Below are 18391 nucleotides of genomic sequence, written 5' to 3' on the forward strand. Positions count from 1 at the left end.
CCGGATGCGACTGCTTCTGGCCGCCATGGGCCCTGACCGTTTCACCATCGCTCGCCGATGACGATCCTGTTCTGGCCCAATGGTTCGACGCCCTGCGCACCACCGACCGCGAGGCACTTGCGGATCTCCTTGCCGACGATGCGCGGATCGTCCTGAACGACATAGGCATTGAGCAGACGAAAGAAGAATTTCTCGGTTCGCTCGACGCCTGGGAGGAGGCGACAGGCAGTGGCACCGACATCCGCTATCGCGTGGAAGAAGAGCTGGGTGCCGAAACGGTTGTGACCGTGTGCTACGACTTCCCGGGCAATTCCGTTCTCACGAGCGAACGCTTTCTGATCGAGGGAGAGAGCATCCGGGAAAGCAATCAGACCCAGATCGCGGAAAGCTGCGACGGCCTTTGAAGCACCGGCCACGCGATGGGAATCGGGCCTGAGAGTTTGATAACTGTCTGTGAAAAATGGTGCCCCCGGACGGACTCGAACCGCCGACCCCCTGATTACAAATCAGGTGCTCTACCAACTGAGCTACAAGGGCATCCGGCGCTCCGTTAGCACAAACCGCGCAAGAGTGAAATCAAAACTGGCATCGATCATGTCCGATCCCCATATGAATGCGACTTCGTTTGCCTTTGCAGGCAAACGCCCACATGCTAACCGATAGCTGCCCGCCGCGAATTCAAGGCCTGTCCGACCGCCATGACCCAACAAACAATGGCCCTCGCCTTCGTTTCCGCCGACACCGAGGATGCCCAGGAAGCGGCAAAGCGGTTGTCGGCGCTCTATGGCCAGGAACGGCCCGAGGATGCTGACGTCATCGTGGCGCTTGGCGGTGACGGTTTCATGCTGCACACGCTCCGCGAAACGATGAGCGCGGGAAAGCGCATCTACGGCATGAATCGCGGCTCAATCGGTTTTCTGATGAATGAATACCGGGAGCGCGGCCTGCGCGAGCGCGTCGCCGCTGCAATTCCCGAAACCGTGCGCCCGCTGCAGATGGAGGCCATCGATGCCGATGGCAACAGGGTCCGGGCACTCGCCGTCAACGAGGTCTCGCTTCTGCGTCAGTCATACCAGGCAGCGAAGATCCGCATTGCCATCGACGACAAGGTACGCCTGGAAGAACTGATCTGTGACGGCGTCATGGTGGCAACGCCTGCCGGCTCCACGGCCTATAACCTGTCCGCTCACGGCCCCATTCTCCCGCTGGATGCGCCCCTGCTTGCGCTTACCCCCGTCAGCCCGTTTCGTCCGCGCCGATGGCGCGGCGCCCTGCTCTCCAACCAGGCGACGGTGCGTTTCGATATCCTCGAACCTGAAAAACGACCGGTTAACGCGGTTGCCGACCACACCGAGATCAAGTCAGTCGTGTCGGTGACGGTCCGCGAATCGCACCAGGAAACCGTGACCGTTCTGTTCGACGAGAGCCATTCCTGGAACGAACGCATCCTCTCCGAGCAGTTCCGTTACTGAACAATAGCTGACTTTACGGCAAGTGATCTGTTGACATCACACGCGACAGGCCGTACGCCCTCGAGGGATTCGGGGTTCCAAGGCCTCACAGGGCGGCACCACGCCGCAAACACAAAGACAGCCGAAACGTGCCAGCAGAAGAACAAGACACCGCTCAGGAAGCGTTGACATTTTCCGATCTGGGCCTGTCCCAGAAGGTCCTCTCCGCCGTGGCCGATGCGGGCTACACGCAACCCACACCGATCCAGGCAGGCGCCATCCCGCACGCCCTGGCCGGCAAGGATGTGCTGGGCATTGCCCAGACGGGGACTGGAAAGACAGCGTCCTTCGTCCTACCCATGCTCACGCGACTGGAGCGCGGACGCGCCAGGGCGCGCATGCCCCGGACGCTCATCCTGGAGCCGACACGGGAGCTCGCTGCGCAGGTCGAGGAGAATTTTGTCAAATATGGCAAGAACCATCGGCTCAACATCGCGCTTCTGATCGGCGGCGTTTCGTTCGACGAGCAGGAAAAGAAGCTGGAGCGCGGCGCCGATGTGCTGATCGCGACGCCAGGGCGTCTGCTCGATCATTTTGAGCGGGGAAAACTTCTTCTGACCGGTGTGGAAATCCTCGTGATCGACGAGGCCGACCGCATGCTCGACATGGGTTTCATCCCTGACATCGAGCGCATCTGCAAGCTCATTCCCTTCACGCGGCAGACCCTCTTCTTCTCGGCCACCATGCCGCCTGAGATCACCAAGCTCACCGAGCAGTTTCTACAGGCGCCGGTCCGCGTGGAGGTCTCGCGACCGGCAACCACCGCAACCAACATCACGCAGCGCTTTGTCAAAAGCGGTGCCAAGCCCTGGGAAAAGCGCGAGCGCCTGCGGTCGCTGATCGATTCTCAGGGTGACACGCTGAAAAATGCGATCATCTTCTGCAATCGCAAGAGCGAAGTGGCGACGCTGTTCCGTTCACTGGTCCGTCACGAATATGACGCCGGCGCGCTCCATGGAGACATGGATCAGCGCGCGCGGATGGCAATGCTGGAAAATTTCCGCAAAGGGAATCTGAAGCTGCTCGTCGCATCCGACGTCGCAGCACGCGGGCTCGACATCCCCGATGTGAGCCACGTTTTCAATTTCGACATTCCCACACATGCCGACGATTATGTGCATCGTATCGGCCGTACCGGCCGCGCGGGCCGCAAGGGTGCAGCGTTCACGCTGATTACCAAGGCGGATCGCAAATACATGGACTCGATCGAGAAGCTCATCGGCCAGGATGTCGAATGGCTGGACGGCGATCTCTCGACGCTCCAAGTGGAAGAAGGAACCGACGAACACAAGCGCGGACGCGGAGCAAAACGCGACAGCAAGAAGGACGCGGCAGGCGACGACAGAAAGCCTTCCGGCAGAAAGTCGCGCAAGGACGAAATCAAGTCCGAGAATGCCGAGCGCAAGGCAAAGCAGGACAAACCAGAACTCCGCCCAGAACCCCGCAAAGAGCAGCGACGCCATCAGCGCGAGGAAGACACCACTGTCGGCTTCGGCGAAGACGTGCCTGCGTTCATGAAGATCCCGGTCAGGACCTGAAGCCGCACGGGATGAGCGAATGAATAAAGCCGCTGCTGGAGCCTTCCCGCAGTGGCTTTTTTTTCACGAATGATTATTTCTTCCTGCTTCGCAGCCCTGCCTCGAACGCACGGCGCGCCCAAAGCGTCACTTCTTCAGGGTCGTCGATCGCGTGGTCAGGTATGCTCCAGTAGGGCATGGCAACCGGCCCCCGCCCCCTGTGGCCCGCCGGAACCCATTGCCGTGCACCGGCCGCTTTGAAAGCCGGCGCGGTCTGCGCATCGGCCTTCAGCAATATATCTCCGCCGACCAGCAGGGCGAAAACAACTCCCTGATGGTAAATTCCCTTGCCGCCGAACATGCGCCGAATGGTAACGGGACCGAGTCCTGCGAAAAGATCGCGTATGGCGTCGTCGTCCACCGCCCGCCCGTCAGGCAGTGCCGCGCGCTTCGGCAAGCGCTTTGAGGTCCGCAGGCTTCAGCTCGATGGATTCACCGCAGCCGCAGGCGGAAGTCTGGTTGGGATTCTTAAAGGTAAAGCCAGTGCGCAGCTTCGTCACCTCGAAATCGAGTTCGGTGCCGAGCAGGAAAAGCGCTGCTTCTGGCGCCACATAGACATGCGCCCCCCCATATTCCACATGGTCGTCCTTTGGATCAGGTTCCGTCACCAGATCGACCGTATACTCCATGCCGGCGCAGCCGCCCTTCTTGATGCCGACCCGCACGCCCCTGGCGCCGTCTCGGGCGGACACGATTTCACGCACGCGGTTTGCCGCAGCGTCGGTCATCGTCATCACTTGAAATCGGCTCATAAAAATCTCCGTTCACAGCGAGTACAAGGCTCGCGGAATGGTCATGTGCGAAAGATGGGCAGGATTCGGCCGCGTTGCAAGAGCAGCATTCAATACCACCCGACAGCGAACTGCGCCTCTTCCGACATCCTGTCCGGCGTCCACGGCGGATCGAACACCATCGTCACCTCGACATCGCCCACGCCCTCGACACTGCTTACGGCGTTCTGCACCCAGCCGGGCATCTCGCCCGCCACAGGGCAACCGGGCGCCGTCAGGGTCATGTCGATCTTGACCGACCGGTCATCCTCGATATCGACCTTGTAGATCAGACCGAGTTCATAAATGTCAGCCGGGATTTCCGGATCGTAGACCGTCTTCAGCGCGCTAACGATGTCGTCTGTCAGGCGTGCAAGCTCTTCCTGCGGAATGGAAGACGTCTTGGCTTCCATCTCCCGAGGGGCTGTGGCCTCGACAGTCTGGTCCGTATCCTGCGGTGTATCAGTCATCTTGTTCACCCGAAAAAACGCCGCGCTTTCTCAAGCGCTTCAGCGAGGGCGTCGACCTCCTCGCGTGTATTATACATGCCGAACGATGCACGGCATGTGGAGGTGACTCCGAAATGTTTCAAGAGCGGCTGGGCGCAATGCGTCCCGGCTCTGACGGCGACACCTGCCCGGTCGATCACCATCGACACATCATGGGCATGGATGCCCTGAAGCTCGAAGGACACGATGGCGCCTTTGTCCGGCGCATTGCCAAAAATCCGCAGCGAATTGATGCGGCCAAGCTGCTCATGCGCATAGCGCACCAGATCGGCCTCGTAAGCAGCAATCGCCTCGCGGCCAACGCCTTCCATATAGTCCAGCGCCGCGCCAAGCCCGATCGCCTGCACGATGGGCGGCGTACCGGCTTCGAAACGGTGCGGCGGATCGTTGTAGGTGACATTGTCGAGCGTCACGTCCTCGATCATCTCGCCGCCGCCCTGGAAGGGCCGCATGGCGGCAAGGCGCTCTTTCTTGCCATAGAGCACGCCAATGCCCGAAGGACCGTAGAGCTTGTGCCCGGTGCAGACATAGAAATCGCAATCGAGCGCCTGCACGTCGACCGGCAGGTGGACAGCGCCCTGGCTGCCATCGACCAGAACCGGAATCCCGCGCTCATGGGCGATGCGGATGATTTCCTTCAGCGGCGTAATGGTGCCAAGCACATTCGACATATGCGTGATGGCGACGAGCCGCGTGCGGTCGGTCAGCGTCTGTTCAAACGCCTCAACCGTGAGCACGCCTTCCTCATCGACCGGGATCCAGGCGAGTTTTGCGCCATGGCGCTCGCGCAGGAAATGCCAGGGCACGATGTTGGAGTGATGCTCCATGATCGACAGAACGATCTCGTCGCCCTCGCCGATATTGGGCATCGCATGGCCATAGGCGACGGTGTTGATCGCCTCGGTGGCCGACTTGGTGAAAATGATCTCGTCGGTGCTTTCCGCATTCAGGAAGCGCCGGACCGTTTCACGCGCCTTTTCATAGGCATCCGTGGCGGCGTTCGAGAGAAAATGCAGGCCGCGATGAACATTGGCATATTCATTGCTGTAGGCGTGCGTGATCGCATCGATGACCGCCTGCGGTTTCTGCGCCGATGCGCCATTGTCGAGATAAACGAGCGGCTTGCCGTAAACCTCGCGCGCAAGGATGGGGAAATCCCGGCGAACGGCTTCAACGTCATAGCGCATAGTGTCGACCTTATGGTCCATTTCGAAACCCCGCGTGCCCGCCCTTCGCTCAGAAAGGCGGGCGTGAGTGGTTTAGGATTAGCCGTGCGTGGCAAACCAGTCGACCAGTCTGGCCTCCAGCGCCTCGATCACGGTTTCATCCTCGAGCTCCTCGATAACCTCGGCCACGAAGGCCTTGACCAGCAGACCACGTGCAGTCTTCTCGTCGATGCCGCGCGCCATCATGTAGAAGAGGTGCTCGTATTCGATATCGGTCACCGTCGCGCCGTGGCCGCAGGCCACATCGTCGGCGAAGATCTCGAGTTCCGGCTTGGAAGAGAACCCGCCTTCATCGGTCAGCAACAGCGTGTTGCAGGCCATCTTGGCGTCGGTTTTCTGAGCGTCCTTCGCAACGCGGATCTGCCCTTGAAACACGCCATTGGCCTTGCCCGTCACGACATTGCGGAACGTCTCAGTGGAGACCGTGTCGGGTGCCAGGTGATCGAGCACCATGGTCACGTCGCAATGGGTCTCGCCGCCAAGCAGGTTCACGCCGCGAAGCTTGAACTCGGAGCCCTCGCCCCGCGCGACAACCTTCACTTCCTGGCGAACCAGCTTGCCGCCGCTGTTCATGATGAAGAGCGTGAGGCTCGAATCCTTGCCAAGCGAAGCCGTAAACTGGCCAAGATAAGCCGCATCGTCCGGCTGCTCCTGAAGCAGGATCCACAGCACATTCGCGCCATCGCCAACGTCCAGATGCGTGACGGAAGATGCAAGCGCATCGCCGGCGCCGGTCTGGCGCTCGATGATGGTCGCCTTTGAGCCGGCTGCCGCATCGACCACGAAACGGCCATGCACCTGACCGCCCGCATGAATGTTCTGAAGCTCGACCGGACGGCTGAGCTCTGCGCCTTCGGCGATGTCGAGCCAGTAGCCATCCGAAACGAAGGCTGCGTTGATCGCGCCGACGGCGTCGAACCGGTCGGAAGCCGTCAGCCATTCGGCAGGCAGCGCGCCGTCCTGCAGCTTGTCGGCCAGCGTGGCAATGGTCAGGCCCTCGGGGCCCGCATCGCGGCCATGCGCAGAGCCGTTCAGCACCGGCAGAACGAGCGCGTTTTCGATCAGCGGTGAAACCGCCTCGGCATTGGCGACCGGCTTGAAATCCGGAACGACGGAGAGAAGCCGGCGCAGATCGGTGTAGTGCCAGGCTTCGACGCGGCGCGTGGGCAGGCCCTGCTTGAGGAGCTCGAGCGCCTCATCGCGGCGGACGGTGACCTCGGCATCGCCCGGCAGGTCGGAGAAACGGCTGGAATAGCCGTTGACCAGCGCCGTTTCGGCCTCCGTCAGCGTGTTTTGAGCATGAAGGTTCATCTCGTTACCTCAAGCGGCTGCGTCGATGACGCCGGCGTAACCGTTCTTCTCCAGCTCAAGCGCCAGATCCTTGTCGCCAGACTTGATGACCTGGCCGCGGTAGAGAACGTGAACCGTGTCGGGAACGATGTAGTCGAGAAGACGCTGGTAGTGGGTGATCACCAGCACGGCGCGATCGGGCGAACGCAAGGCATTTACGCCATCGGCAACAATCTTCAGCGCATCGATGTCGAGGCCGGAATCGGTCTCGTCCAGAATGCAGAGTTTTGGCTCCAGAAGCTTCATCTGCAGGATTTCGGCCCGCTTCTTCTCACCGCCAGAGAAGCCGACATTGAGCGGACGCTTGAGCATGTCCATGCTCATGTCGAGCTCGTCGGCGGCAGCGCGAACGCGCTTCAGCATCTCGGGGATCTTCAGCTCTTCCTCACCGCGCGCCTTGCGCTGCGCGTTGATGGCGGTCTTGAGGAACTCCATCGTGGCAACGCCCGGAATCTCCAGCGGGTACTGGAAGGCGAGGAAAATGCCGGCGGCGGCGCGCTCGGCCGGATCCATCTCCAGAATGGACTCGCCATTGTAGAGGATCTCGCCCTCGGTCACCTCATAGTCGTCACGACCTGCGAGAATGTAGGACAGCGTGGACTTGCCGGAGCCGTTCGGCCCCATGATCGCGGCCACTTCGCCGGCTTTTACGGTCAGGTTGAGGCCACGAATGATCTCCGTGCCATCCTCGGCGATGCGGGCGTGCAGATTTTTGATTTCAAGCATGATTTTTTCCAAACAAATGCGCCGGCCTCAACCGACTGAACCTTCAAGCGAAATACCGATGAGCTTCTGCGCCTCCACGGCGAACTCCATCGGCAGTTCCTGGATGACGTCCTTGACGAAGCCGTTGACGATGAGCGCGATGGCCTCTTCCTCGGGAATGCCGCGCTGCATGACGTAAAACAGCTGGTCCTCGGAAATCTTCGACGTGGTCGCCTCGTGCTCGAACTGCGCAGTGGCGTTCTTCGCTTCGATATAGGGCACCGTGTGTGCGCCGCAGTCATTTCCGATCAGCAGGCTGTCGCACTGGGTGAAATTACGGGCGTTGGCTGCCTTGCGGTGCGCCGAAACCTTTCCACGATAGGTGTTCTGCGATTTGCCGGCGGAGATGCCCTTGGAGATGATGCGGCTCGACGTGTTCTTGCCCAGATGCAACATCTTGGTGCCGGAATCGATCTGCTGATGACCGTTGGAAACGGCAATCGAGTAGAACTCGCCGCGGCTGTTGTCGCCACGCAGGATGCAGGACGGGTACTTCCAGGTGATCGCCGAACCGGTCTCGACCTGGGTCCAGGAAATCTTGGAGTTGTTGCCCCGGCAATCGCCGCGCTTGGTGACGAAATTGTAGATGCCGCCCTTGCCCTCGGAATCACCCGGGTACCAGTTCTGGACCGTGGAGTACTTGATCTCCGCATCGTCCAGCGCGATCAGCTCGACCACGGCGGCGTGCAGCTGGTTTTCGTCGCGCTGCGGCGCGGTGCAGCCTTCCAGATAGGACACATAGGCGCCCTCTTCCGCGATGATCAGCGTGCGCTCGAACTGGCCGGTGTTTCGCTCGTTGATGCGGAAATAGGTCGATAATTCCATCGGGCAGCGCACGCCCTTCGGCACATAGACGAAGGAGCCATCAGTAAAGACGGCCGAGTTCAGCGCAGCATAGAAATTGTCCGACACCGGCACGACGGAACCCAGATATTTCTGGATCAGCTCGGGGTGCTCGCGGATCGCCTCGGAGATCGAGCAGAAGATCACGCCGGCCTTGGCGAGTTCCTTCTTGAACGTGGTCACGACCGAAATGGAATCGAACACCGCATCAACCGCAACGCGGCCGGAGCTGTAGACATTGTCGCTCGGGTCCTCGTTCAGCTCACTCGGCTCGCCCTGCTTGCGCACGCCGGCGAGAATTTCCTGCTCCCTCAACGGGATACCGAGCTTTTCGTAAGTCTTGAGCAATTCCGGATCGACTTCGTCCAGCGACTTCGGGCCGGTCTGGTTCTTCGGCGCTGCGTAGTAGTGCAGATCCTGAAAGTCGATCTTGGGATAGCTGACGCGCGCCCAGCTCGGCTCTTCCATGGCCTGCCAGCGCTTGTAGGCGTTCAGCCGCCATTCCGTCATCCACTCCGGCTCTTCCTTCTTGGCCGAGATGAAGCGGATGATGTCTTCGTTCAGGCCCTTGGGAGCCAGATCGCTTTCAATGAGGGTTTCGAAACCATATTTGTACTGGTCCACATCGATCATGCGGACCTGATCAATCGTCTCCTGCACGGCAGGCATATGCGTTCTCCATCCATGCCGGGGTCAAGGCCCGGCCGTCTTCAAATTGTGCACACCCTGATTGCCTTGTGGCAAACCTGATGTAGTGCTTCGGAGCGGACGTTTCATCCGGTCACATATTAAATATGTGTCTTTTTCTCCATTTTTATTCTCTTCACCATCGACTTTTCCCTTTCGACCACGCTAGGCGGCCTGCATCCCCGTCCCGGTGGCATTCTTTCGCCGCTTCGCAATACCGGCCAGCGCCGCGTCGAACAGCGCCAAATCCTGTTCACTCGTCGAGTGTCCGATGGAAACCCGCAATGCGCTTGCTTCGTCGCCCTGCCCCATGGCCTGCAGCACATGGCTGGGACCGACCCGGCCGGAGGAACAGGCCGAGCCCGCCGACAGCGCAACGCCGCCGAGGTCGAACGCGATCTGGGCAGTCTCGGCCTTCATGCCGGGAATGGAAAAGAAGCTCGTATTCGCAACCCGTGTCACGTCGCGGCCGTGGATGACGGCATCCGGCACATACCTCAGAATAGCGGCCTCGAATCGGTCCCGCATGGTGGAAAGCGCCGCCGTGCGGCCCAACCCTTCAAACGCCTCGGCAGCGGCAGCGCCAAAACCGGCGATGGCAGCGAGATTTTCAGTGCCCCCGCGATGCCCTTTTTCCTGGCCGCCGCCATGAATCAGCGGCTCCGGCATCATCAGGTCGGCACTTCCAACCACGGCGCCAGCCCCCTTGGGCCCGCCGATCTTGTGCGAGGAAAGAATGATGTAGTCAGTGTAACCCAATGAAACATCTACAGGAATACGGCCTGCAGCCTGCACGGCATCAAACACGGTGGTGGCACCGTGGGCCTTGGCCATACGCCCAATTTCCTCTACCGGCTGAACAATGCCGGTTTCATTGTTCACCGCGTGCACGGCAACCAGCGGCAGACCGGCATTGCGATCATGCGCAGCAAGCAGGGTTTCCAGTTCCGCAAGATCAATCAAACCGTCAGGTCGCACCGGTATCGTCTTGATGTCACTTTGTGAAAACCGGCCACCCTTCAGAATACAGGGATGATCAGAAGCACTCACATAAAGCGCAGAAAATCCGAGCGGTGCCCGCCCCATTTTCCAGCGCGGCGTGAGCAGCATTGCAGCAGCTTCCGTTGCGCCGGACGTAAAGATCACGTGCTCGGGACGCGCGCCAGCCAGTCGGGCAACGTGCGTGCGTGCGTCTTCCAGCACGCGCCTGGCTCCCCGCCCTTCGGTATGAACCGATGAGGGATTCGCCGGCATCGACAGCGCGTCCAGCATCGCCACCCGTGCCCGCTCGAGAAGCGGCGCACTGGCATTGAAGTCGAGATATGCCCGGGTTGCCGACATAGACCTTCCGCTTTTCTCCGCGAATCCGCTGTCTGCTTCACGCCTTCCGGGCCAAACTTGGCCGCAGTGACGTAATTTCCTTGAATTTTCAGGGCGAGCCGTCCTATTTACCCGGCTTGCCGACATGATGATCGCTTGCGCATCATCATTTTTGAACAATTCTAAACTAGCTTCTATGGAGGCGTCGGCGTCGCGTCAAGGGTTAAGGAACATCGTTCCCTGTGTAACCCGATATGCTGCGATGCCCAATGTGGAGTACTCATGCCTGAGGTCATTTTTGCCGGGCCTGCCGGACGTCTGGAAGGACGGTATCAGCCGTCGAAGGAAAAGAACGCTCCAATCGCGCTCATCCTCCACCCACATCCGCATTTCGGCGGCACGATGAACAACAAGATCGTCTACGATCTCTTCTACATGTTCCAGAGCCGGGGCTTCACCACGCTGCGCTTCAACTTCCGTGGCATCGGCCGAAGCCAGGGCGCCTTCGATCATGGCACCGGCGAACTGTCGGATGCGGCTGCAGCGCTCGACTGGGTGCAGTCGCTGCATCCCGATTCGAAGAATTGCTGGATCGCCGGCTATTCCTTCGGTGCCTGGATCGGCATGCAGCTCCTGATGCGCCGCCCCGAGATCGAGGGGTTCATGTCCATCTCGCCACAGCCGAATCTTTACGACTTCTCCTTCCTGGCCCCCTGCCCGTCATCCGGCCTGATTATTCATGGCGATGCCGACAAGGTTGCACCGCCCGCCGACGTTCAGGGCCTGGTTGACAAGCTGCAGTCACAGAAGGGCATTACGATCACCCAGAAAACCATGCCCGGCGTGAACCACTTCTATACCGATCACGTCGACGAACTGATCGGAGAGTGTTCGGACTATCTGGACCGCCGTCTGCGTGGCGAGCTTTCCGAACCCCGCCCGAAACGCCTGAAATAGACCGTCGCGCGGATGCGTCATACTGCCTCGCTTCCGCCAGAATCCAAAGAGCCTGAAAGACCATGACCGCCTTCAAATCCGACTTCCTGCGCACGCTCAGCGAACGCGGGTTCATCCACCAGACTTCCGACGACGCGGGTCTCGATGAACTGTTCCGGAACGAGACGGTTACGGCCTATATCGGCTTTGATCCGACCGCACCGAGCCTGCATGCCGGCGGTCTGATCCAGATCATGATGCTGCACTGGATGCAGCAGACCGGCCACCGCCCGGTCGCCCTGATGGGCGGCGGCACCGGCATGGTCGGCGACCCCTCGTTCAAGGATGAGGCGCGCAAGCTGATGACGCCGGAAACGATTGCCGACAACATTGCAGGCATCAAGAAGGTGTTCGCCAACTACCTGACCTTCGGTGACGGCCCGCAGGACGCGCTGATGGTCAACAATGCCGACTGGCTTCTGGACATCAATTATCTGGAATTCCTGCGCGATGTGGGTCGCCACTTCTCGGTCAACCGCATGCTGTCGTTCGATTCGGTGAAGCTGCGCCTCGACCGCGAGCAGTCTCTGTCGTTCCTGGAATTCAACTACATGATCCTCCAGGCCTACGATTACGTCGAGCTGAACAGGCGGCTCGGCTGCCGCCTGCAGATGGGCGGCTCGGACCAGTGGGGCAACATCGTCAACGGCATCGATCTCGGCCACCGCATGGGCACGCCGCAGCTCTACGCCCTTACCTCGCCGCTTCTGACCACGTCGTCGGGCGCGAAGATGGGCAAGAGCGCCGACGGCGCTGTCTGGCTCAACCCGGATATGCTCGGCGCCTACGATTTCTGGCAGTACTGGCGCAACACCGAAGATGCCGACGTCGAGCGTTTCCTCAAGCTCTACACGACGATGCCACTCGATGAGATCGCCCGCCTTGCGGCGTTGCACGGAGCCGAGCTTAACGAGGCCAAGAAGGTCCTCGCCACCGAGGTGACGGCGATGCTCCATGGCCGCGAGGCCGCAGAAGAGGCTGCAGAGACGGCGCGCAAGACTTTTGAGGAAGGCGCTCTGGCGCAGACCCTGCCGACCATCGAAGTGGAGCGCTCGGCGCTCGAGGAAGGCGTCGGCGTTCTGGCGCTTTTCGTAACCGCAGGCCTTGCCGCCTCCAATGGCGAGGCGCGCCGGCATGTGAAGGGTGGCGCAGTGCGCCTCAACGACCAGCCTGTCAGCGATGACCGGCAGGCCGTGACCCTCGACAACCTCACCGAGGAAGGCGTGGTAAAACTCTCGCTCGGCAAGAAGAAGCACGTGCTTCTGCGTCCGGTCTGAGGCGCACGAAGCACGGCGCTCTCGCAAATGGCGTGCGCTCGAATGGCGCACGCTTTCTTTTATCGAAACTCGAAAATCTGCCGGAAAATGCCGGGAGCGATGGCCGAGATGGGATTCACTTCCATCTGTGGCTCAGCCAGCTTGCCGTAAAGCCGGTAGGTGATGCCGATCAAACCGCGATCGCGTCCATTCCCAAGGAGACCGCCGAACACGGGAATCTCGCCAAAGATCCGGTTCAGGCCGTAAAGCGGCATGAAAGTGCCTGTGATCGCGATGTTGTTGTCTGCGTCGAACAGGGTTCCCTGAAATGTTGTGCCGATCAGCGGCCCACGCAGCACGCCATCCTTCAGTTCGAGACGGCCCGGGCCTTTCAGCACCGTCGCATAGCCACGTTCGAAACTGATCCTGTTGGCATCCACCTCGCCATTGTTCTCGGTTGCCGACACCAGCGAACGAAGACGGGGCTCGTCGACGATGAAGAAGTTCTCGGCCGAGACACGACCGCTCAGCACCCCACCATTTCCCTCGCTCAGCGAGAGGGCCATCTGCCCCCCTTCCATATTCGCGTAGAAATCGACAAACCGCATGACCGCGCCGGCATCGGAGGAATTGGCCACGATGCCGCTGGCGTCCCGCGCCAGCGTCACGGCGCCGCCCGATGCCGTTTTGGCAGTCAGATCGAGACGGCCCGGTCCACGCTGCGACGATGCATACTTCAGGGAAACGTCCCGCAACACCGCCCCGCCGAAGCCGGACACACGCGCAAGTTTCGCATCCAGGGTCACGCTCGCGCTTTCTGCTTCGGATGCGCCACCTCCCGCGCCCCTCTGTTCCGCCCCGAGATAGTGCTTGATCAAAGACCGGCCATCCAGCGCGGCACCGCGAACGGTCACCCTGTAATTCCTGTCCGAACGATCGATCGAAACCGAGAAGTCGTCACCGCGGTTAAGTCGCGCTCTTTCAAAACGTGCGCTGGAGAGATTCCCACCGGCAATGGTGATACCTCCTTCAGCCGAAAACGTTTCTCCGGACAGCCTGAAATCCGTCAGTGTCATCGAGGACGGCTTTTCATCAAGAACGAAGGATGCCGTCGCCGGAATGCCCGCGCCCTTGCTCCAGTTGATCCATGGCAGCGTCAGACGCGTCTTGTCGAGCTTGACCGTCAGAGCCTTGCGGCCGTTGCCAAGCTCGGAATAGTCGACCGTCATCGGGCCAGAGAGAATCTCGTCGAGGCCCGGAACCACTTTGTTTCGCAGCCTGTCGTCCAGCGTCAGCTGAATCCTGCGCGACCGCTCCACTCCGGTCTCACCGAAAGGCTCCACGAGCTCCAGCCGTGCCGGAATGCCGTTGAGGGTTGCCGAGGCGGATATATCCGCCCTTCCCGGCTCGACCATCAGGACACCGCTGGCATCGGCGACCGTCTGCCCGTCAAAAGGTTTTGAGATCGAGAGATTCCTGTATTCAAGCGTCGCCTGCCAGCCGAGATCTTCGCGCGGTATACCGTCGCTCAGAGGAATATCCGCCTTCACATGCCCTGTGACATCTCCTGTCACATCCTGAGGCGCAAGATCGATCCTGTCGGAAACGTCGATCGGTTCATAAGATGCGAGCTCGATGATCGCCGGTGCCTTTCCGGCGACATCGATCTCCAGCTTGCCGATGCGTGGCTTGATATGTGCATTGCGAACCCTGAGCGATCCGTTGCTCGCCGCAACCCTGCGCCCGCTCGGCATGAACACCGTCCCTGCTTCGATACCGATGTCGATATCTGCGCCCTGAAAGGCGATACGGCCGACGGCATCACGCACCGGCGGGATCCGGCCGGCGATGTCGAACCGTGCATCTGCGACCTCGAAGGCTCCGCTGACTTCTTCATTGTCCAGCGGCTTGCCATTGCCGAAACGCCCCGGTGGAACGCGCAGGCGCAGATTGCCTTCAACAACCCGCCCGCCGAACAGGTTTTCCAGCACCCATTCCCGCGCGCCGGAAGCGGCAAACCATGGCCAGAACTGCTTCACCTCATGCGTCGGCATGCCCTTGGTGTAAACGGCGAGCGAAAGACCCGGCGTCTTGCCCGCCACAATGGTCACGGCAGCGCTTGCGGTGATCACCCCCGACGTTGTGGCTATGCGGATCGTGTCACCGATGATCCGACCGCTTCCCGTATCGATGCGGCCCGAAACCCCGGCAACGAATGGCACGGCGGCTTCAGGTGAATCGATCGGCGCAATCGTCGATCTGCCGCTGGCAAGATCGAAACGATAGACCGCGCTCCCGGCATCCGGGTTTTCTACCGGAACAATCCGGCCGGTGAAATCGAAGGCCGAGCGACCGACGATCAGGCTTGCCTGGTTGATGACAACCATCCCCGTATCGTTTTCAACCGCGGCGCGAATGCGCCCTGTCGCCGTCAATACACCGTCTTCGCCAAGATCGAAGGGCGCCTCCTCCAGAGCCAGTTCAAATTGCAGCCTTCCCTTGCCGCTTTCGGTCTCCCCGCCGCTGAGTGAAATGCGCACCGCTTCGAGAAGACCAGCCGTGCGGCGCGTCTGCCCCGAAACCGTGCGCGCGGCTTCCAGAAGCGATGGCTTTGGCGCCGCGATCTCGACATCGAGCGATTTGATCGGCCCCTCACGCGCGGGCCGCAAAGCGGTTCCAGACAGCTCAATGTTGCGGTCATCGAAAGTGACACTGCTCTTGAAGTCCAGTTTGCCGGAAGGTGCCATCGAAGCATTGGCGTCAATGGCGAGGCTGCGCTGGGTGGTTTCGTCCACAACGACAACCACGTCACGCAGGCGAAGATAACGCGTTCCCGTACGCTCGGTCAGCGCGTAGACGCGCCGGAGCCCGTCGAAAACGTCTTTCTCGATCACGCGCGGATCGACAGTTTTTTTCCAGCGGGCGACCGCGGCCACTTCCTCGGGACGCGAGGAGAGACTGGCCAGTTGCACACGAGCGCCGGTAATTTCCGCGCTGCCCACCTGCACCTGCCCCCTGAGCAGGGGCAGGAGCCTGAAACCGAAATGCAGCGTGTCCGCGTCGATCAGCGTCTCACCGGTTTCAGCCTTTGTGAGATTAACATCGCGAATTTCGAGCGCGATCAGACTGCGATCACTCAGAACGATCCGAAGGCTCCCCATGGTCGCCTCGACTTCGTATCCCGCCAGCGCTGTCAGGGCTTTTTGAGCAGCCGAACGCAATCGATCCTGGCCGAAGGAGCCGGTCCCGAGGAATTGAATGGCCACGCCAAGGGAAACGAGAAGCGCGATCGTGACGAAAAGACCGCCAACGCACCGCCTTAGCCATAGCCACATGACCGAGCGTCTCAAAACCCGCCGAGCCCTGTCATGGGTAGACGGATACGTTTCCAGAGCCGCTATCTCGCCGCGCTTGAACCTGACCTTCCTGTGAGGAGCACCTTCCTGATCCAAAACCGTTCCCGTCGACACTCAGCAGCCATGGACGAATCCACCGACATCATTATATCTCTCCCTTTCATCGGCTATCCACAAACAGGGGAAAGAAAATGACAGAACCCGTCAAAGGAAGCGAAGCTCCGGATTTTTCACTGCCTGGTGATGGCGGCAGCGAAATCAGACTTTCGGACTTCCGCGGGAAGACCGTGGTTCTCTTCTTTTACCCCAAAGACGACACCAGTGGCTGCACCGCCGAGGCAATCGATTTTACCGCCTTCAAACCCGAATTCGATGCGCTGGATACGGTTTTGCTCGGGATGTCTCCCGATAGCCCCAAGAGCCATGACAAGTTCAAGGACAAGCACGCTCTCACAATCAGCCTCGTGTCCGACCAGGACAAGGAAACGCTCCAGGCTTATGGCGTGTGGGTCGAGAAAAGCATGTATGGGCGCAAATATATGGGTGTCGAGCGCTCCACCTTCCTGATTGGCCCGGACGGCCGCATCGCCGAGACGTGGCGCAAGGTGAAGGTGCCAGGCCATGCGCAGGCGGTGCTCGACGCCGCCAAAGCGCTCAAACACAACGGTGAATAGTCGCAGGCCCTATCCCGCGCCTGTTACGACAAAAGCCCGCAAAAGCCGTTGGTAACGAGCCTGCCGGACCGCATTTGGCGCCACATCCAGCCGCACACGAAAAGCTTTGTTAACCCTAATCAAGTGTAATCGACATCGAATTTAGTCCCTTGAACATAAGTTCGATTCTCGATGCGCCCACAGCAATCCGCGGTTTTTGGTAAACGCAAGGAACCCCATACGATCATCATCGCACGGGGCGACAAGATACGGCACTTCACCGTCCGGCCCTGGGTTGCTGCAATGGTGGGCTCAGCCGTTGCAGCGCTTGCCATCGGTTATCTTCTCGCCACTTCCTATCTGGTGCTCCGCGACGATCTGATCGGTGCGACCGTCGCCCGCCAGGCGCGCCTTCAGCAGGCTTACGAGGATCGAATCTCCGCCCTGCGTGCACAGCTCGATCGAGTTACCAGCCGGCAGCTCCTCGATCAGCAGTTCATGCAGGAAAAGGTAGGCGAACTGCTTGCCCGGCAGGACCAGTTGACCAAACGGCAAAGTCGCCTCGCTCCGGTGCTCAATCGAGCGGGCGCTGAACTGCTTCCCGAGAATGCGCCGGTGCCCGTCCCCAGGCCCCAGATCAAGGCTGAAACCGACCAGCTGCTTGACCCGACAAAAACCGGAAGCATCGCTGTCGCCTCGTTTGCCCCTTCGGCCAGAGACACGGTTCCCTGGCCGCTGCGCGCCCAGACATCCCAGCAGAGTGGACAATTGTCAGCAGCCGACAAGGCGGACTATCTGTTTGTGAAGCTCAATCGCGCGCTGGAATCCATTGAAACAGACCAGATCGACAGCGTGAGGCTGCTCGCCGAAGACGCCTATCAGACTGCCGACGCCATCGCCGGTACCCTGGAAGATGTTGGCCTGACGATTCCTGAAGATGACAGGGAGCAGAACGTTGGTGGTCCGCTTCTCGCCGCCACCTCGGCCCTTGTCTTCGAGGATCAGGTACGGGAACTGGATGAAGCACTGTCCCATTTGAACGAGGTGAAAACGAAGGCAAAGCGGCTCCCGCTGGCGAGCCCGTCACCTGGCGCACCGATATCAAGCCGGTTTGGTGCACGAAAGGATCCGTTTCTCGGTCGCCTGGCACATCACTCGGGAATCGACTTCCGAGCCCGCCGTGGCGCCCCAATCCACGCGACCGGCGCCGGAACCGTCGTCAAGGCAGGCTGGAACGGCGGCTATGGCCGCATGGTGGAGATCGACCATGGAAACGGTCTGACAACGCGCTACGCTCACATGAGCAAGATTCTCGTAAAGACCGGGGACAAAGTGGATGTCGGCACGAAGGTGGGCAAGGTGGGCTCCAGCGGCCGCTCCACAGGTCCGCACCTTCATTATGAAGTGCGCAGATCCGGCGCAGCCATCAACCCGTCCCGCTTCATCTCGGCGGGACGAAAGATCGCCAAATATCTCGAAAGCAATTCCTGAACATAAAAACGGGCGGACGTCATGCGTCCGCCCGTATTGTCATGTGCAGCCGGAAGACCGGCCAGAGCATCGGACCGAGAA

General features: G+C 60.4%; 16 protein-coding genes and 1 tRNA gene. 7 read left to right on the forward strand and 10 right to left on the reverse strand.

Annotation, left to right across the window (positions count from 1 at the left end; genetic code table 11):
- Positions 1 to 92: 92 nt before the first annotated feature.
- Positions 93 to 404 (forward strand): nuclear transport factor 2 family protein, encoded by a 312-nt coding sequence (locus AC07E3_RS00775; RefSeq protein WP_478360130.1) that lies wholly within the window; start codon positions 93 to 95, stop codon positions 402 to 404.
- Positions 405 to 461: 57 nt separating this feature from the next.
- Here the strand turns inward: AC07E3_RS00775 and AC07E3_RS00780 are convergent.
- Positions 462 to 537: transfer RNA gene (locus AC07E3_RS00780), tRNA-Thr, on the reverse strand.
- A gap of 161 nt (positions 538 to 698) precedes the next feature.
- On the opposite strand from AC07E3_RS00780, the gene AC07E3_RS00785 reads away from it, so the two are divergent.
- Both AC07E3_RS00785 and AC07E3_RS00790 read left to right on the forward strand, forming a co-directional pair.
- On the forward strand, positions 699 to 1472 hold the full coding sequence (locus tag AC07E3_RS00785) for an NAD kinase (protein WP_336071587.1): 774 nt from the start codon (positions 699 to 701) through the stop codon (positions 1470 to 1472).
- 164 nt (positions 1473 to 1636) lie between these two features.
- Complete coding sequence (locus AC07E3_RS00790; RefSeq protein ID WP_478360006.1) at positions 1637 to 3049, forward strand: DEAD/DEAH box helicase; 1413 nt, start codon at positions 1637 to 1639, stop codon at positions 3047 to 3049.
- A 73-nt stretch (positions 3050 to 3122) separates the two neighbouring features.
- Here AC07E3_RS00790 and AC07E3_RS00795 read toward each other — a convergent pair whose 3' ends face one another.
- From AC07E3_RS00795 to AC07E3_RS00830, 8 genes are all read right to left on the reverse strand, one after another.
- The gene (locus tag AC07E3_RS00795; protein WP_336071643.1) at positions 3123 to 3449 is read right to left on the reverse strand and encodes a TfoX/Sxy family protein; all 327 of its coding nucleotides are present in this window, start codon (positions 3447 to 3449) and stop codon (positions 3123 to 3125) included.
- A 10-nt stretch (positions 3450 to 3459) separates the two neighbouring features.
- Positions 3460 to 3840: a Fe-S cluster assembly scaffold SufA gene (gene sufA / locus AC07E3_RS00800; protein WP_336071590.1), complete on the reverse strand. Its 381-nt coding sequence runs from the start codon at positions 3838 to 3840 to the stop codon at positions 3460 to 3462.
- An 89-nt stretch (positions 3841 to 3929) separates the two neighbouring features.
- Complete coding sequence (locus AC07E3_RS00805; protein ID WP_418793215.1) at positions 3930 to 4328, reverse strand: SUF system Fe-S cluster assembly protein; 399 nt, start codon at positions 4326 to 4328, stop codon at positions 3930 to 3932.
- Between the two features lie 5 nt (positions 4329 to 4333).
- A complete protein-coding gene (locus AC07E3_RS00810) occupies positions 4334 to 5575 on the reverse strand; it encodes a cysteine desulfurase (RefSeq protein WP_478360007.1) in 1242 nt (413 codons plus the stop codon).
- A gap of 57 nt (positions 5576 to 5632) precedes the next feature.
- Positions 5633 to 6904 carry a Fe-S cluster assembly protein SufD gene (gene sufD / locus AC07E3_RS00815; protein ID WP_336071593.1) on the reverse strand — a complete coding sequence of 424 codons (1272 nt, stop codon included), beginning with the start codon at positions 6902 to 6904 and terminating at the stop codon, positions 5633 to 5635.
- A 9-nt stretch (positions 6905 to 6913) separates the two neighbouring features.
- Entirely contained in the window at positions 6914 to 7669 is a 756-nt protein-coding gene (sufC, locus tag AC07E3_RS00820) for a Fe-S cluster assembly ATPase SufC (protein WP_336071594.1), read from the reverse strand.
- 27 nt (positions 7670 to 7696) lie between these two features.
- Positions 7697 to 9220, reverse strand: coding sequence for a Fe-S cluster assembly protein SufB (sufB, locus tag AC07E3_RS00825; protein ID WP_336071595.1), 1524 nt, complete (start codon positions 9218 to 9220; stop codon positions 7697 to 7699).
- 183 nt (positions 9221 to 9403) lie between these two features.
- Positions 9404 to 10579 (reverse strand): cysteine desulfurase family protein, encoded by a 1176-nt coding sequence (locus AC07E3_RS00830; protein ID WP_478360131.1) that lies wholly within the window; start codon positions 10577 to 10579, stop codon positions 9404 to 9406.
- A gap of 261 nt (positions 10580 to 10840) precedes the next feature.
- Here AC07E3_RS00830 and AC07E3_RS00835 point away from each other — a divergent pair, with 261 nt between their 5' ends.
- Entirely contained in the window at positions 10841 to 11515 is a 675-nt protein-coding gene (locus AC07E3_RS00835; protein ID WP_223004011.1) for an alpha/beta hydrolase, read from the forward strand.
- Positions 11516 to 11577: 62 nt separating this feature from the next.
- A complete protein-coding gene (gene tyrS / locus AC07E3_RS00840) occupies positions 11578 to 12831 on the forward strand; it encodes a tyrosine--tRNA ligase (RefSeq protein ID WP_336071597.1) in 1254 nt (417 codons plus the stop codon).
- A gap of 59 nt (positions 12832 to 12890) precedes the next feature.
- Here tyrS and AC07E3_RS00845 read toward each other — a convergent pair whose 3' ends face one another.
- Positions 12891 to 16145: a YhdP family protein gene (locus AC07E3_RS00845; protein WP_478360008.1), complete on the reverse strand. Its 3255-nt coding sequence runs from the start codon at positions 16143 to 16145 to the stop codon at positions 12891 to 12893.
- A 212-nt stretch (positions 16146 to 16357) separates the two neighbouring features.
- Here AC07E3_RS00845 and AC07E3_RS00850 point away from each other — a divergent pair, with 212 nt between their 5' ends.
- Both AC07E3_RS00850 and AC07E3_RS00855 read left to right on the forward strand, forming a co-directional pair.
- The gene (locus tag AC07E3_RS00850) at positions 16358 to 16840 is read left to right on the forward strand and encodes a peroxiredoxin (RefSeq protein ID WP_478360009.1); all 483 of its coding nucleotides are present in this window, start codon (positions 16358 to 16360) and stop codon (positions 16838 to 16840) included.
- 171 nt (positions 16841 to 17011) lie between these two features.
- Complete coding sequence (locus AC07E3_RS00855; protein WP_478360010.1) at positions 17012 to 18310, forward strand: M23 family metallopeptidase; 1299 nt, start codon at positions 17012 to 17014, stop codon at positions 18308 to 18310.
- Positions 18311 to 18391: the final 81 nt, after the last annotated feature.

The organism is Nitratireductor lacus (assembly GCF_056431025.1).

Coding starts and splice junctions, on each gene's coding strand:
- AC07E3_RS00835 (WP_223004011.1), top strand. CDS start 10,841: ATGCCTGAGGTCATTTTTGCCGGGCCTGCCGGACGTCTGGAAGGACGG.
- AC07E3_RS00855 (WP_478360010.1), top strand. CDS start 17,012: ATGCGCCCACAGCAATCCGCGGTTTTTGGTAAACGCAAGGAACCCCAT.
- AC07E3_RS00850 (WP_478360009.1), top strand. CDS start 16,358: ATGACAGAACCCGTCAAAGGAAGCGAAGCTCCGGATTTTTCACTGCCT.
- AC07E3_RS00805 (WP_418793215.1), bottom strand. CDS start 4,328: ATGACTGATACACCGCAGGATACGGACCAGACTGTCGAGGCCACAGCC.
- AC07E3_RS00830 (WP_478360131.1), bottom strand. CDS start 10,579: ATGTCGGCAACCCGGGCATATCTCGACTTCAATGCCAGTGCGCCGCTT.
- AC07E3_RS00785 (WP_336071587.1), top strand. CDS start 699: ATGACCCAACAAACAATGGCCCTCGCCTTCGTTTCCGCCGACACCGAG.
- tyrS (WP_336071597.1), top strand. CDS start 11,578: ATGACCGCCTTCAAATCCGACTTCCTGCGCACGCTCAGCGAACGCGGG.
- AC07E3_RS00810 (WP_478360007.1), bottom strand. CDS start 5,575: ATGGACCATAAGGTCGACACTATGCGCTATGACGTTGAAGCCGTTCGC.
- sufC (WP_336071594.1), bottom strand. CDS start 7,669: ATGCTTGAAATCAAAAATCTGCACGCCCGCATCGCCGAGGATGGCACG.
- sufB (WP_336071595.1), bottom strand. CDS start 9,220: ATGCCTGCCGTGCAGGAGACGATTGATCAGGTCCGCATGATCGATGTG.
- sufD (WP_336071593.1), bottom strand. CDS start 6,904: ATGAACCTTCATGCTCAAAACACGCTGACGGAGGCCGAAACGGCGCTG.
- AC07E3_RS00845 (WP_478360008.1), bottom strand. CDS start 16,145: ATGTGGCTATGGCTAAGGCGGTGCGTTGGCGGTCTTTTCGTCACGATC.
- sufA (WP_336071590.1), bottom strand. CDS start 3,840: ATGAGCCGATTTCAAGTGATGACGATGACCGACGCTGCGGCAAACCGC.